Consider the following 13,175-nt stretch of genomic DNA (forward strand, 5'->3'; position numbering starts at 1 on the left):
TGCGCCCACTGCGGTCGAGCACAGAAGTGCGACCGCCCAGGTGATCATCCGAGGGCCTCGTCGAAGCAGAGCAGCGGACGCCAGTCGTCTCCGCGGTCGAACTGACCGAGTCGCTGCAGCAGTCGGACGGCGAACGCCTCCGCCTCCCATTCGTGCAGGGCTTCGCGGTCAGGGTCCGACCACCCCGCCGAGCGCTGGCTGAGCATGTATGCGATCAGGTCGTCGTCGGCCGCGAGAGTCGCCTCCGAGACGGCAGCGCCGGGGTGGCGGAAAACGATGTGCCCAACCTCGTGGGCAAGGGTTCTCGTCACGCTCGGCAGGCTACGCGCCAGCACGATCCGGTCGTGATCCGGGAACTCGCGACGCTGTCCCCAGACGCCCGGACCGAGGTCCTCGTACACCACCTCGATGGGCCGACGACGTCGGTCGGCCAGTGCCTGGACGATGTCCTCGACGGTCACCGCATGGGTCTGCGCGGCCATGTCCAGAACTGCGTCCACAGCTGCGAGGACACGGCGATGATCGCGCACCGGTCGTGACCCGTCCGCGCGTGTCCCGTGGGCGATCACGGCAGCGGATCCAGGAACTCGGTGCGCGCCAGGTTCAGCCGGGTCCGGGTGGCGCGGGCGCTGCGGAAGCTCATGAATCCGGTCGCACCCGCCGCGGCCAGCACCGCGGTGACCCCGGCGGTCGCGGCACCGACATCTCCTCCGGGGCGTCCCGCCGACGCCAGTGCCACCTCCGGTTGTGCGGCGCCGGTGGTGCCGGGTGCAGACGTGGAACCGGTCGGTGACGCCGCGCTCTCGGTCGCCGATGCGGGTTCGGATGCGGCATCGGTGCGGTCGTCGCGCTGGTCCCTTTCCCGATCCTCACCGGCCGACCCGTCCGACGGGGCTGCTTCGGGTGAAGGCGCAGCAGCCGATTCGCCGGACTGCGGTGCAGAGGGCTCGGGCGGGACCGGGCTGCCGACCGTCTCGCCGCTGTCGCCTCCGTCGAACCGCTCGCCCCCGACAGCAGGCGCCTGGGTGGTCGTGGCGGATGCTCGCGTGGACTCGGGCTCGGTCGTTGTCGGCTCGACGGTCGTTGTGGGCTCGACCGTGGTGGTCGGTTCGACTGTGGTTGTGGGTTCCACGGTTGTCGTGGGTTCGACTGTGGTGGTCGGTTCGACCGTGGTGGTGGGTTCCACGGTTGTCGTGGGCTCGACGGTCGTGGTGGGTTCCACTGTGGTGGTCGGCTCGACGGTTGTTGTGGGCTCGACGGTGGTTGTGGGCTCGACCGTTGTGGTGGGTTCCAGTGTGGTGGTCGGCTCGACGGTTGTTGTGGGCTCGACTGTGGTTGTGGGCTCGACGGTGGTGGTCGGCTTGGTCGTCGAGGTCACGGTCGGCTTGGTGGTGGTGGTGGGCTTGGTGGTGCTCGGGCGGGTCGTCGTGGTCGGCTTGGTGGTGGTGGGCTTGGTTCCGCCGCAATGGTTCCCGTGGCGGTCGCGATCACGGTCGCACCAGTGGTTGTGGCCGTGCCCGTTGCCGTTACCGTTACCGTTGTTGCCGTTCCCCCCACCCGGTCCGCGTGCGTCGCCGCCGGGTTCCTGTTCGTGGGCGACGAGAGCCGGCTCCGCGACGGTGTCGGCTCCGGAAATCGGGTCGCCGCCAGTGACGACGGCGACGATGCCGGCTGCGGCCACCGGTAGCGCGACGGCGAGTAAGGCGCTGGCGGTCAGGACCCGCCAGCGCCTTGCCTGTGCGAAACTGCCCCGCACCAATTACTCGGTGGAGTCCGGCGGAGTTGCGGGCAATCCTTCGCTGCGCCGGAGCTTTTCGGCCATGGCGGTGAGGAGTTCCTGCGACTCGCTGGACAGGTCGAACGCCCGGGCCGAGAGTCGGCGAAGACCGTAACCGCGGAGCTGGGAGAGCAGCTCGAGGTCGTGGTCGATCCGGGCGGCGTAGATGTCGTCGAAGAAGTAGTCGGACTTGACCTTGAAGAACTGGGCAAGCGCTGCAACGGTTTCGGGCGAGGGATTCGTGCGTTGCCCGTTGCGCAGCTGCGAGATGTACGGCTTCGAGATGCGGTGGCCGGCTCCGTTGAGGGCCTCGGCGACCTCGGTGTTGGTGTGTGGCTTGCGTCCCGGCGGATGCACCGTCTCGAAGAGTTTGTTCAGTCGAGATGCGAAGTCTGTCGACATTGCCGTTGGTCCCGGTCCCTTCGTTTTCGTTGACCCTTGAACTAGGGTCTCGACCCTCTCCATCACCATATGGTAACGGATTGGTTGCGGAACGCACGTAGCTTCGTCGGGCGAAATGTGAATGTAACTGAGCGCCAGGGCCGCAGGCGCGCAAAGGCGCGGACCCGTTCGGGTCCGCGCCTTTGTTGCTGCTCCTGCCGCGTCAGCGGGAGAAGAGCAGAGCCCGCTTGACTTCCTGGATGGCCTTCGTGACCTGGATGCCACGAGGGCACGCGTCGGTGCAGTTGAAGGTGGTGCGGCAGCGCCACACTCCGTCCTTGTCGTTCAGGATGTCGAGACGCTCGGCGGCACCCTCGTCACGGCTGTCGAAGATGAACCGGTGGGCGTTCACGATCGCGGCCGGGCCGAAGTAGCTGCCGTCGCTCCAGTACACCGGGCACGAGGTGGTGCAGCACGCGCACAGGATGCACTTGGTGGTGTCGTCGAAGCGGGCGCGGTCGGCCTGCGACTGGATACGCTCGCGGGTCGGCTCATTGCCCGACGTCATGAGGAACGGCTTGACGGCACGGAACGCGTCGAAGAACGGCTCCATGTCGACCACGAGGTCCTTCTCGACCGGCAGGCCCTTGATCGGCTCGACCGTGATGGTGAGCTGCTTGCTCGAATCCTTCGGCAGCATGTCGCGCATCAGGACCTTGCAGGCGAGACGGTTGACGCCGTTGATCCGCATGGCATCCGAACCGCACACGCCGTGCGCGCAGGACCGGCGGAACGTCAGCGTGCCGTCCAGGTAGCCCTTCACGTACAGCAGCAGGTTCAGCAGTCGGTCGGTCGGCAGGGTGGGAACCTGGAACGACTCCCAGTGCTGGCCCTGGCCGTCCTCCGGGTTGAACCGGGCGATCTTGAGGGTGACCATGACGGCGCCCTCGGGCACGGGCGGCAGCGCGGGTGCGTCCTTGTCTACAACGGGTGCGGACATCAGTACTTACGCTCCATCGGCTCGTAGCGGGTCTGGACAACCGGCTTGTAGTCCAGACGGATCGGCGAGATGAGGTCCGATCCCTCCTTGTACGCCATCGTGTGCTTCATGTATTCGGCGTCGTTGCGATCCGGGTAGTCCTCGCGGGCGTGTCCGCCACGCGACTCCTTCCGATTCAGGGCGCCGGCGACGGTCACCTCCGCCATCTCGAGCAGGAAGCCGAGTTCGACGGCCTCGAGCAGGTCGCTGTTGTAGCGCTTGCCCTTGTCCTGCACCGAGATGTGCGCGTAGCGCTCCTTGAAGCCCTGGATGTCCTTCAACGCCTGGGAGAGGGTCTCCTCGGTGCGGAACACCGAGGCGTTGTTGTCCATCGACTGCTGCAGCTCGGTGCGGATGTCCGCGACGCGCTCGTTGCCGTGGTCGGAGAGGATGACCTCGAGCCACTCCTCGACCATCTTGGAGGGCTCGTCCGGCAGCGGGACGAAGTCGGTGGACAGCGCGTACTCGGCGGCCGCGATGCCGGCGCGACGGCCGAACACGTTGATGTCGAGCAGCGAGTTGGTGCCGAGGCGGTTGGCGCCGTGCACCGACACGCAGGCGCACTCGCCCGCCGCGTACAGGCCGGGGACGTGGTCCTCGTTGTTGCGCAGCACCTCACCGTTGATCTTGGTGGGGATGCCGCCCATGACGTAGTGGCACGTCGGGTACACCGGGACGAGCTCGGTGACCGGGTCGACACCCAGGTAGGTGCGCGCGAACTCGGTGATGTCGGGGAGCTTCTCCTCGAGGACGTCCTCGCCGAGGTGGGTCACGTCGATGTAGACGTAGTCCTTGTTCGGTCCGGCGCCGCGTCCCTCGAGCACCTCGAGCACCATCGACCGGGCGACGATGTCACGCGGAGCGAGGTCCTTGATGGTGGGGGCGTAACGCTCCATGAAGCGCTCGCCGTCGACGTTGCGGAGGATGCCGCCCTCGCCGCGCACCGCCTCGGAGATGAGGATGCCGAGGCCCGCGAGTCCCGTCGGATGGAACTGGTGGAACTCCATGTCCTCCAGCGGCAGGCCCTTGCGGAAGATGATGCCCATGCCGTCACCGGTGAGGGTGTGCGCGTTGGACGTCGTCTTGTACATGCGGCCGGAGCCGCCGGTCGCGAACACGATCGACTTCGCGTGGAAGACGTGGATGTCGCCGGTGGAGAGCTCGTAGGCGACGACGCCGGTGGCGACCGGTCCCTCGTCGGTCTCGGTCAGCGCGATGTCGAGCGCGTAGAACTCGTTGAAGAACTCGACGTCGTGCTTGACGCAGTTCTGGTAGAGGGTCTGGAGGATCATGTGACCGGTGCGGTCCGCGGCGTAGCACGCGCGACGGACGGGCGCCTTGCCGTGGTCGCGGGTGTGGCCGCCGAACCGGCGCTGGTCGATCTTGCCCTCGGGCGTGCGGTTGAAGGGCAGACCCATCTTCTCCAGGTCGAGCACCGCGTCGATGGCCTCCTTGGCCATGATCTCGACGGCGTCCTGGTCGGCGAGGTAGTCGCCGCCCTTGACCGTGTCGAAGGTGTGCCACTCCCAGTTGTCCTCTTCCACGTTGGCGAGCGCGGCGCACATGCCGCCCTGCGCTGCGCCGGTGTGGGAGCGGGTGGGGTAGAGCTTGGTGAGGACCGCGGTGCGGGTACGCGGACCGGACTCGATGGCCGCGCGCATGCCGGCGCCACCGGCACCGACGATGACCACGTCGTAACGATGTTCCAACATGAAGAATTAGCTCCCCGGGACGAAGGTCGGGTCGAACGTGAAGATGACATACGTGCCGGTGGCGAGGATCAGGATCATCGACACCGCGAGGACGACGTTCAGCCAGAAGCGCGTCGAATCCTTGCGGGAGTAGTCCGCGATGACCGTGCGCAGGCCGTTGCCGCCGTGCAACTGGGCGAGCCAGAGCATCGACAGATCCCAGATCTGCCAGAACGGGCTGGACCAGCGACCGGCGACGAACGCGAAGTTGATGCGGTGCACACCCTCGTCGACCATCAGCATGATGAAGAGGTGGCCGAGCACCAGGATGATCAGCGCGAGACCGGACAGGCGCATGAACAACCAGGCGTAGAGCTCGAAGTTGTTCTTGGACTGACGTCGCGGCGCACGCGGGCTGTCCAGGCTGGCAGGGCGGTCGTACGAGGTGGCGAGAACCTTGGCTTCACTCATTGTCAGTGCCCCGCAAACATGTTGTAGAAGATGCGACCGGCGGCCGGGATCATCACGACGAACCAGATCGCGAGGATGACCCAGAGCATCACGCGCTGGTACTGGGGGCCCTTCGACCAGAAGTCGACCAGCATCACGCGGAGGCCGTTGAGCGCGTGGTAGAGCACCATCGCGACGAGGGCGAGCTCCATGAGTCCCACGAGGGGGTTCTTGTAGGTCTCGATGACCCTGTCGTACGTGTCCGGGTTGACTCGCACCAGCGCGGTGTCGAGCACGTGGACGAAGAGAAAGAAGAATGTCGCGACACCGGTGATCCTGTGCAGAACCCAGGACCACATTCCGGGGTCGCCCCGGTATAGCGACCGCGTGCGCTCCTGTGCCGGAGCGGCTTCAGTCGTGCTACTCATCGAGTGCTGTGCCTCCAACATCTTTGGTGGACGCGCCGCACCGGGAGTTCGACTGATTCTGGGGACACCCTTGGAGTTTTCAGTCTTGGTGCGACGAGAACCTGAACCGACTCCCTGCACTGTAATCCTCCGGGAAACCGGGAACTAATTCGGCGGGTGGTTCGTACGAGGCGCGACCATCTTACTTAGGTTTGCCTGTCCAACTACGCGACAGGCCGAGTGGCCGATGTCGTGCGCCTGTCGGACCCGCGTGTCAGGATGGTGAACCGTGGTGGAAATCGACTGGGATACGTTGCGGGACAACGCCGATCGAGTGATGCTGCGGGCCTATGCGCCGTACTCCGGGTTCCCCGTCGGGGCGGCGGCGCTCGTCGACGACGGTCGGATCGTCGTCGGATGCAATGTGGAAAATGTCTCATACGGGCTCGGGCTCTGCGCCGAATGTGGACTCGTCGGTAACTTACACGCGACCGGCGGTGGACGCCTCCTGGCGTTCACCTGCCGCGACGCGAACTCGGACATTCTGATGCCCTGCGGGCGCTGTCGTCAGCTGCTGCTCGAGCACGGTGGCGAGGCGCTGCTCGTCGACACCGAGGGCGGTCCGGTGCCACTCGCAACGCTCCTGCCTGCGGCTTTCGGTCCCGACGACCTGAAGCGGGTGCAGCGATGAGCGCACTGGACGCGATCTCGGTCATCACAGCCAAGCGGGACGGCTGTGAGCTCTCCGACACCCAGATCGACTGGGTCGTGAGGGAGTACACCCGCGGCGGCGTCGCCGACGAACAGATGGCCGCGCTCGCCATGGCCATCGTGCTGCGCGGCCTCGACCGTCGCGAAACGGCCGCGTGGACCCGCGCCATGATCGACTCGGGGCGGCGGATGGACCTGTCCGGTCTGCCCGGGCCGACGGTCGACAAGCACTCCACCGGCGGTGTGGGAGACAAGATCACGTTGCCCCTCGCGCCGCTCGTCGCGGCCTGCGGGGCGATCGTGCCCCAGCTGTCCGGGCGGGGACTCGGTCACACCGGCGGCACACTCGACAAACTCGAGGCGATCGACGGCTGGCGCGCCGACGTCGACGCCGCCGACCTGCTCCGCATCCTCGCCGATCCCGCCGTCGGCGCGGTCGTGTGCGCGGCGGGCGCCGACCTCGCGCCGGCCGATCGCAAGCTGTACGCGTTGCGGGACGTCACCGGAACCGTCGAGTCGATCTCGCTCATCGCCAGCTCGATCATGAGCAAGAAGATCGCGGAGGGCTCGGAGTCGCTGGTCCTCGACGTGAAGGTCGGCTCGGGGGCGTTCATGCGGTCGCTGTCCGACGCCCGCGAACTGGCCACCACGATGGTCGAACTCGGCACCGACGCCGGGGTGCGCACCGTGGCGCTGCTGACCGGGATGGACACCCCGCTCGGCCACACCGCCGGGAACGCGCTGGAGGTTGCGGAATCCGTCGAGGTCCTGGCCGGGGGCGGTCCTGCGGACGTCGTCGAGCTGACCCTCACCCTCGCCCGCGAGATGCTCGTCGCGGCCGGTCTGGACGCGGTCGACCCCGCCGACGCGCTGCGGGACGGGCGTGCGATGGACCGCTGGCGCGCCATGGTGCAGGCGCAGGGCGGAGATCCCGACTCTGCACTGCCGCAGGCTCGGGAGCGAGAAGTGTTGTACGCAAACACCTCCGGGGTGATGACCAGGCTCGACGCTCGCGCGGTCGGCGTCGCCGCCTGGCGGCTCGGCGCCGGACGTGAGCGCCAGGGTCAGGCCGTCCAGGCCGCGGCCGGGGTTCGGTGGCACGCCCGTCCCGGCGACCGTGTCACGGCCGGGTCGCCCCTGTTCACGCTGCACACCGACGAACCCCACCGGTTCGCCGCGGCGCGGGCCGCGCTGGACGGGGCCTGGGACATCGGCGACACGCCGCCCGACGAGCCCCTCGTCATCGAGCGCATCGGCCTGGTCCCGGTCTAGTTTCAGATTCATGGCAACGCCATCGCAGACACCAGGCCCCGCGCCCCTCGACCTCACCACCGTGCGCACCGCACCGAAGGCGGTCCTGCACGACCACCTCGATGGCGGGCTCCGGCCCGCCACCGTCCTCGAACTCGCGCAACACTGCGGCTACGACGCCCTGCCCGCGACCGACGCCGATGCGCTCGCCGCCTGGTTCGCCGCGGCGGCAGGCAGCGGGTCGCTGGAGCGCTACCTCGAGACCTTCGCGCACACCGTCGCGGTGATGCAGACGCCCGAGGGTCTGCAGCGGGTCGCGCGCGAATGCGTGGCCGACCTCGCCGCGGACGGAGTCGTGTACGCGGAGGTCCGGTTCGCCCCCGAACAGCACCTCGACGGGGGTCTGAGCCTCGACGACGTCGTCCACCACACCCTGCTCGGCTTCGAGGACGGGATGGCACAGGTCCGGGACCTGGGCCGCGAGATCCGCGTCGGCTGCCTGCTCACCGCGATGCGTCACGCCGCCCGGTCCCGGGAGATCGCGGAGCTCGCGATCCGGTTCCGGGACCGCGGCGTGGTCGGATTCGACATCGCAGGCGCCGAGGCCGGACACCCACCGAGCCGCCACCTCGACGCGTTCGAGCTGATGCGGACCAACAATGCGCACTTCACCATTCACGCCGGGGAGGCGTTCGGGCTGCCGTCGATCCACGAGGCGATCGCGTTCTGCGGCGCCGACCGGCTCGGGCACGGCGTCCGGATCACCGACGACATCGTTGTCGACGACGACGGGACCACCAGGCTGGGCCGGCTCGCGAACTACGTGCGCGACAAGCGGATTCCGTTGGAACTGTGCCCCAGCTCCAACGTCCAGACCGGTGCCGTCCCCAGCCTCGACAAGCATCCGTTCGACCTGCTCGCCCGACTCCGGTTCCGGGTCACCGTGAACACCGACAACCGGCTGATGAGCGCGACGACGATGAGCGACGAGATGGTCGCCCTCGCCGTCACCTTCGGTTACGGATGGAGCGATCTCGAACGCTTCACCATCAACGCGATGAAGTCGGCGTTCCTCCCGTTCCCCGAGCGGCTCCGGTTGATCGACGAGGTCGTCAAACCCGGGTACGCGCTGCTGAAGGGCTGACCGCTATTCGATGCGCAGGCGGCCCTCGAACTCCTGTTCCAGCTCCCGCCAGGACTGGGCCTCGCTGGTGTAGGGGGCGCTGGGCGCCAGCCGCGTCGGGTCCGGGTTGAGCGTGTAGGAGACGTACCAGCCGAGCGGTGTGGACGGCGCCAACGCCCGCTCGGTCGACTCGTCGCCCGCGAACTGCGCCGCGTCCGTGAACAGTTCGACGGCCAGGTCGAGTTGGTCGGCGTCGACCGACTGCGGCCCGTCCGCCAGGTCGTCGGCGAGGCCGGGCAACACGTACACGTTCTCGTCGGTGACCTCGACGTCGAGGGAACCGTCCACCGCGGCCGCCTGCACCTCGGAGTAGGTGCTCACGCGTGCCAGGGCGTGGTCGTGGTCGTCCGCGAGGAACCGGGCGAGCGACCGCTCCGACGTGAACGCGAGGATCTTCCCGCCCCGGCCGAGGAAGACCGGATCGTCGTCGAGGTAGCAGCGCAGGGTGAAGTAGGTGTCCGCCGCCGTGATGATCTTGACGGGGTCGATGCCGACCGCCGTCCAGAACGTCTCGTCCTCGTCTTCCTCGTCTTCCTCGTTCTCGTCGGTGTCGCCGTCGAGCGAGACGTACTCGATGTCGTCGTCCTCGTCGTCGCCCTCCTCGGCGGCGTCGTCCGCGTCGACCACGTTCTCCTGTGCCGCGACGATCTCCGCCTCGGCCTCCGCAACGGCCGCGGCATCCACCTTCGGCGTGGTCACCACCGCGTCGACGGCGTCGAGCACGGATTCCCACCCCGAGGCGACAGCCGTCCCGATCTGGTCCCATCGCTGCTCGCCGTCGCGGCCGACGAACGCGGGCTCGCCGGCCGCGACGGCGTCGAGCACGGGGTTCGCGCCGAAGTACCGGATCACGACGTCGAGGTCGCAGACCTCGCCGATCGACCGGACCATCTCGAAGGTGTCCTCGAGTTCGCCGAGGGTGTCGGCGTCGGGGTCGCCTGCCACGAGCTCCGGAACACCCACCAGGTCGAACACGTGCGTGTCGTCGGGTTCGAACTCGGCAGCCGAGAGGGCTGCGACGATCGGCCACGACGGGTGCTCGATCAGGTCGTGCTCGCGTTCCGAGCGCACGAACGCCGCCAGCTCGGACGCCGAGGCGAAGCCGTACAGATCGTCACCGTGGCCGAGGAACGCCTCCCACTCGTCGTCCCCTTCGCGCCAGCGCGGCGCCCACAGGGTGACGAGGTCGCCGTCGGTCAGTCCGAGTTGGATCGGGACGATGTCTCCAGCCATGGCGCGAAGCCTAATCGCTCAACCGGTCGCCGAGCGATGCCAGTATCCGTTCTCGTCGCTCCGCGACCAGTTGTGCAGCGCGGGCCGCGGTCTCGACCACCGCCCGGCCCAGTTCACCGGCGTCGACACCGTCGAGGGAGTCGGGGAGGAACAGTCCGGTCATGCCGCCCTGCTCGTCCACCTCGACCGCCAGCAGCCCCGACGGATGCGTCACCCGCGACCGCGCCTTCGACAGCTGGTGCAGCGCGTCGTCCATCGCGGCGAGTCCCGAGCTCGCCCGCGCGACGACGGCGTCCATGTCGCCGCCCGCGTGTGCGCCGCTCACAGGTCGTTCGTCGTTCGCGCCGCTCACCGTGTCTCCTCCGCTCACACCGGCCTCATCCACGTCGACGGGCCCGGCCTGGTCGCATCCCGCATCGCCTGATCTACGGACACCTCGTCCCGCGCGGGCAGACCGAGCTGGTCGAGAATGTCCGGCCGCACACCGGCCGCGGCGAGCTCGTCGCGCCTGCGTGCCTTCGCCTCCTGCGTCGACGTGCGGCACAGGTCCAGGATCGCGGCCGCGAGTTCGCCACCGCCGTAGCGCAATTCCCGGGGGTCGATCCGGACGTCCACGGGCTGGCCGGTGGCGGTCGACGTCACCGCGATCGTGCCCCGGTGGTTCACCGAGGTGGTCCCCTCGACGGGTGGCTGGGGACCGGCAGCCGGTTCACCGGCGGGCTCGGGCTCGTCGAATCGGTCGGGAAGTCCGAGGACCGGCCCGCCTGCGCCGAACAGCCCGGTCATGCGGTGGGCCTGTAGAAGCCGTAGAAGCCCATCCCGATGTTGGCGGTGCGCACCGACGACACCTGGACCGGGTCGCCGGCCTCGACCATCTGGCCGTTGCCGATGACCATCGCCACGTGACCGTCCCACACGGCGAGGTCGCCGGGCATCAGATCGGCGGAATCGATCGGGAGGCCCACGGTCTGCTCCTGGGCGGTGCGCGGGAGATCGATGCCCGCCTCGCCGTACGCCCACTGGGTCAGGCCCGAGCAGTCCAGACCCTGACCCGGTGACGTTCCGCCCCACGAGTACGGCACACCCTGCTGACTCAACGCGTTCCGCACCGCGTTCGCGGCCTCCGCGTTCGGAGCCGTCGCCGTGCTGCCGTCCGGGAGCTGGATCTGGACGCCCCCGCTGCTACCGAAGTCGCTGCTACCGAAATCACTGCCGCCGAGCGCTGCCGGCGCACCGGCGTCGGCCTGCGCGTCCTGCCCCGGGAACAGCGGGCCGTCGCCGAACGGGTTCGGCGCCGTCTTCGCGGCGTCGACGAAGTGCTGGACGAACGCGCCCATCGAGTCGCCGCGCTCCTGCAGTCCGGCCAGCGGATTGCCCGTCGACTGACTCATCACCGTCTGGATGTCGCCGACCGGCGACGGTGCGGCCACCGGTTCGGGCGTCACGAACTGGGCCATCGCGGCCGTGTGGACGTCGAGTTCGCCACGCACCCGGGCGACCACCGACAGTCCGCGGGAGAGGTGGTCGATCGCGGACGCGACGATCATCATCTGCCCCGCGGGCGTGGTCAGCGCGGGACCGGCCGAGATGGCCGTCGACACGAAGGACGCCGCGATCCCCTGCAGTTCCACGAGCCCGGCGCCGACCACCTCGGACGCGGCGGTCACCACCTTGGCGATCTCGGTGCCCTGCTCGGAGAGCTGAACCTGTTGCGCCTGCGCCTGCTCGCCCTTCGTGATCGCGGCCTCGGCGGCGACACCGGTCCATGCGCCACCGAGTTCCGCGAGCCCGAGTTTGCCGAGGGCGTACGCGGAATCGAGCGCGGCCGACGCCACGGCGAGTGCCTCCGGGGGGCCGTCCGCCGGCAGCGCGCCGGTGCCGAACGAGGACACCAACTCGGTGATGGGCCGCGTCAACACGTCGACGGGAATCACGCGAGCACCCCCTCGCCCGCGGCTGTCACGGCGGTCGCGACACCGCGGTCGGCGTCGTCGTAGGCGGTGGCGGTCGCGTGTGCGGCGGTGCCCATGCTGTCGAGGGTGTCCGCAAGCGCCGTCAGTGCTGCGGTGTGCGAAGCGTGCGCCGCCGCGAACGCGGCCAGGAAGTCACCACCGATCAGCCCGAACACCGGCGTCAGCACCCCCGGACCCGTCGCGGCCGTGCCGACCGCCGCGGTCCGCACACCCGACGCCATCGCCGTGGCGGTGCCGCCGTAGGCGCGGATTCCCTCGGTCACCGCTGAGAACTCGGCCATCCCGTACCCCCGTTTCCTCGTCTCGGCGGGTGCGTGACTGTGCACCCGTCACCAGATTGGACGCACCGACGCGGCGTCCGGTTCCCCTCACGATCCGCAGTCCTCCGAGCCGCTTCGCGCCGACGAGACCGGCTGCCTATTCTGAGGCCATGGAGACGCACGTGGTCGACCACCCGTTGGCGGCAGCCCTGCTCACCACCATGCGCGACGCCCGCAGCAGCAATCCGGCCTTCCGGGCTGCGCTGCGCGAGCTGACGCACATGCTCATCTACGAGGCGATTCGTGACGCGGAGATCGAGGAGTTCGAGGTCGCGACGCCCGTCGCACCCGCGCGTGGCGTCCGGCTGGCGAACCCGCCGCTGCTCGTCCCGGTACTGCGGGCCGGACTCGGCATGGTGGAGCAGGCCAGTTCGCTGATCCCGCAGTCGCAGGTGGGGTTCGTCGGAATGGCCCGCGACGAGACTACGCACGAGCCCGTGCCGTACCTCGAATCGCTGCCCGAGGACCTGTCGGGCATCCCCGTCTACGTCCTCGACCCGATGCTCGCGACAGGTGGCTCGATGGTGCGGACCATCGAGTTGCTCGTCGAGCGCGGCGCGACCGACGTCACCGCGGTGTGTGTCGTGGCGGCCCCGCAGGGTGTTGCGGCACTGGCCGACTCGGGCCTGCCGATCCGGCTGGTCGTTGCGGCCGTCGACGCGGGGTTGAACGAGGACGCCTACATCGTCCCCGGCCTCGGCGATGCCGGGGACCGCCAGTTCGGGCCGCGCAACATCCTGTAGGTGCCTGCACTCGACG

General features: G+C 68.8%; 16 protein-coding genes. 4 read left to right on the plus strand and 12 right to left on the minus strand.

Annotated elements, in window-relative coordinates:
- Positions 1 to 44: 44 nt before the first annotated feature.
- From ACFSJG_RS06525 to sdhC, 7 genes are all read right to left on the minus strand, one after another.
- Entirely contained in the window at positions 45 to 482 is a 438-nt protein-coding gene (locus ACFSJG_RS06525) for a M48 family metalloprotease (RefSeq protein ID WP_378484450.1), read from the minus strand.
- A gap of 83 nt (positions 483 to 565) precedes the next feature.
- Complete coding sequence (locus tag ACFSJG_RS06530; RefSeq protein ID WP_378484400.1) at positions 566 to 1,681, minus strand: hypothetical protein; 1,116 nt, start codon at positions 1,679 to 1,681, stop codon at positions 566 to 568.
- 78 nt (positions 1,682 to 1,759) lie between these two features.
- Positions 1,760 to 2,179: a helix-turn-helix domain-containing protein gene (locus ACFSJG_RS06535; protein WP_007538226.1), complete on the minus strand. Its 420-nt coding sequence runs from the start codon at positions 2,177 to 2,179 to the stop codon at positions 1,760 to 1,762.
- Between the two features lie 202 nt (positions 2,180 to 2,381).
- Positions 2,382 to 3,158, minus strand: coding sequence for a succinate dehydrogenase iron-sulfur subunit (locus ACFSJG_RS06540; RefSeq protein ID WP_378484401.1), 777 nt, complete (start codon positions 3,156 to 3,158; stop codon positions 2,382 to 2,384).
- Positions 3,158 to 4,909, minus strand: coding sequence for a succinate dehydrogenase flavoprotein subunit (gene sdhA, locus ACFSJG_RS06545; RefSeq protein ID WP_378484402.1), 1,752 nt, complete (start codon positions 4,907 to 4,909; stop codon positions 3,158 to 3,160). The genes ACFSJG_RS06540 and sdhA overlap by 1 nt, the downstream gene beginning before the upstream one ends.
- Before the next feature lie 6 nt (positions 4,910 to 4,915).
- Positions 4,916 to 5,359, minus strand: a complete 444-nt coding sequence (locus ACFSJG_RS06550; protein ID WP_378484403.1) for a succinate dehydrogenase hydrophobic membrane anchor subunit — start codon at positions 5,357 to 5,359, stop codon at positions 4,916 to 4,918.
- 2 nt (positions 5,360 to 5,361) lie between these two features.
- Positions 5,362 to 5,697, minus strand: a complete 336-nt coding sequence (sdhC, locus tag ACFSJG_RS06555) for a succinate dehydrogenase, cytochrome b556 subunit (RefSeq protein WP_031938615.1) — start codon at positions 5,695 to 5,697, stop codon at positions 5,362 to 5,364.
- Positions 5,698 to 6,034: 337 nt separating this feature from the next.
- On the opposite strand from sdhC, the gene ACFSJG_RS06560 reads away from it, so the two are divergent.
- Genes ACFSJG_RS06560 through ACFSJG_RS06570 form a run of 3 tightly spaced genes read left to right on the plus strand, consistent with a single transcriptional unit; the run spans position 6,035 to position 8,851 of the window.
- Positions 6,035 to 6,436 carry a cytidine deaminase gene (locus ACFSJG_RS06560; protein ID WP_378484404.1) on the plus strand — a complete coding sequence of 134 codons (402 nt, stop codon included), beginning with the start codon at positions 6,035 to 6,037 and terminating at the stop codon, positions 6,434 to 6,436.
- Positions 6,433 to 7,728: a thymidine phosphorylase gene (locus ACFSJG_RS06565; RefSeq protein WP_378484405.1), complete on the plus strand. Its 1,296-nt coding sequence runs from the start codon at positions 6,433 to 6,435 to the stop codon at positions 7,726 to 7,728. The genes ACFSJG_RS06560 and ACFSJG_RS06565 overlap by 4 nt, the downstream gene beginning before the upstream one ends.
- A 10-nt stretch (positions 7,729 to 7,738) precedes the next feature.
- On the plus strand, positions 7,739 to 8,851 hold the full coding sequence (locus tag ACFSJG_RS06570; protein WP_378484406.1) for an adenosine deaminase: 1,113 nt from the start codon (positions 7,739 to 7,741) through the stop codon (positions 8,849 to 8,851).
- 3 nt (positions 8,852 to 8,854) lie between these two features.
- On the opposite strand, the gene ACFSJG_RS06575 is transcribed toward ACFSJG_RS06570, so the two are convergent.
- From ACFSJG_RS06575 to ACFSJG_RS06595, 5 genes are read right to left on the minus strand one after another with little or no spacing between them, the layout of a single operon-like run.
- Positions 8,855 to 10,123: a primosomal protein gene (locus ACFSJG_RS06575; protein WP_378484407.1), complete on the minus strand. Its 1,269-nt coding sequence runs from the start codon at positions 10,121 to 10,123 to the stop codon at positions 8,855 to 8,857.
- 10 nt (positions 10,124 to 10,133) lie between these two features.
- On the minus strand, positions 10,134 to 10,475 hold the full coding sequence (locus tag ACFSJG_RS06580) for a hypothetical protein (protein ID WP_378484408.1): 342 nt from the start codon (positions 10,473 to 10,475) through the stop codon (positions 10,134 to 10,136).
- Between the two features lie 14 nt (positions 10,476 to 10,489).
- A complete protein-coding gene (locus tag ACFSJG_RS06585; protein WP_378484409.1) occupies positions 10,490 to 10,909 on the minus strand; it encodes a hypothetical protein in 420 nt (139 codons plus the stop codon).
- A complete protein-coding gene (locus ACFSJG_RS06590; RefSeq protein WP_378484410.1) occupies positions 10,906 to 12,057 on the minus strand; it encodes a C40 family peptidase in 1,152 nt (383 codons plus the stop codon). The genes ACFSJG_RS06585 and ACFSJG_RS06590 overlap by 4 nt, the downstream gene beginning before the upstream one ends.
- The gene (locus ACFSJG_RS06595) at positions 12,054 to 12,377 is read right to left on the minus strand and encodes a type VII secretion target (protein WP_378484411.1); all 324 of its coding nucleotides are present in this window, start codon (positions 12,375 to 12,377) and stop codon (positions 12,054 to 12,056) included. Before ACFSJG_RS06595 ends, ACFSJG_RS06590 begins: the two co-directional genes overlap by 4 nt.
- Before the next feature lie 149 nt (positions 12,378 to 12,526).
- Here ACFSJG_RS06595 and upp point away from each other — a divergent pair, with 149 nt between their 5' ends.
- A complete protein-coding gene (gene upp / locus ACFSJG_RS06600; protein ID WP_378484412.1) occupies positions 12,527 to 13,159 on the plus strand; it encodes a uracil phosphoribosyltransferase in 633 nt (210 codons plus the stop codon).
- Positions 13,160 to 13,175 lie beyond the last annotated feature (16 nt).

The sequence above is a fragment of the Rhodococcus gannanensis genome, assembly GCF_042681175.1.
GTDB classification, from domain to species: domain Bacteria; phylum Actinomycetota; class Actinomycetes; order Mycobacteriales; family Mycobacteriaceae; genus Rhodococcus_G; species Rhodococcus_G gannanensis.

What these genes read in the sequence shown, in the direction of transcription:
- ACFSJG_RS06525 (WP_378484450.1), bottom strand. Translation starts at nt 482, where the DNA reads ATGGCCGCGCAGACCCATGCGGTGACCGTCGAGGACATCGTCCAGGCA.
- ACFSJG_RS06535 (WP_007538226.1), bottom strand. Translation starts at nt 2,179, where the DNA reads ATGTCGACAGACTTCGCATCTCGACTGAACAAACTCTTCGAGACGGTG.
- ACFSJG_RS06540 (WP_378484401.1), bottom strand. Translation starts at nt 3,158, where the DNA reads ATGTCCGCACCCGTTGTAGACAAGGACGCACCCGCGCTGCCGCCCGTG.
- sdhA (WP_378484402.1), bottom strand. Translation starts at nt 4,909, where the DNA reads ATGTTGGAACATCGTTACGACGTGGTCATCGTCGGTGCCGGTGGCGCC.
- ACFSJG_RS06550 (WP_378484403.1), bottom strand. Translation starts at nt 5,359, where the DNA reads ATGAGTGAAGCCAAGGTTCTCGCCACCTCGTACGACCGCCCTGCCAGC.
- sdhC (WP_031938615.1), bottom strand. Translation starts at nt 5,697, where the DNA reads ATGTGGTCCTGGGTTCTGCACAGGATCACCGGTGTCGCGACATTCTTC.
- ACFSJG_RS06565 (WP_378484405.1), top strand. Translation starts at nt 6,433, where the DNA reads ATGAGCGCACTGGACGCGATCTCGGTCATCACAGCCAAGCGGGACGGC.
- ACFSJG_RS06570 (WP_378484406.1), top strand. Translation starts at nt 7,739, where the DNA reads ATGGCAACGCCATCGCAGACACCAGGCCCCGCGCCCCTCGACCTCACC.
- ACFSJG_RS06575 (WP_378484407.1), bottom strand. Translation starts at nt 10,123, where the DNA reads ATGGCTGGAGACATCGTCCCGATCCAACTCGGACTGACCGACGGCGAC.
- ACFSJG_RS06585 (WP_378484409.1), bottom strand. Translation starts at nt 10,909, where the DNA reads ATGACCGGGCTGTTCGGCGCAGGCGGGCCGGTCCTCGGACTTCCCGAC.
- ACFSJG_RS06595 (WP_378484411.1), bottom strand. Translation starts at nt 12,377, where the DNA reads ATGGCCGAGTTCTCAGCGGTGACCGAGGGAATCCGCGCCTACGGCGGC.
- upp (WP_378484412.1), top strand. Translation starts at nt 12,527, where the DNA reads ATGGAGACGCACGTGGTCGACCACCCGTTGGCGGCAGCCCTGCTCACC.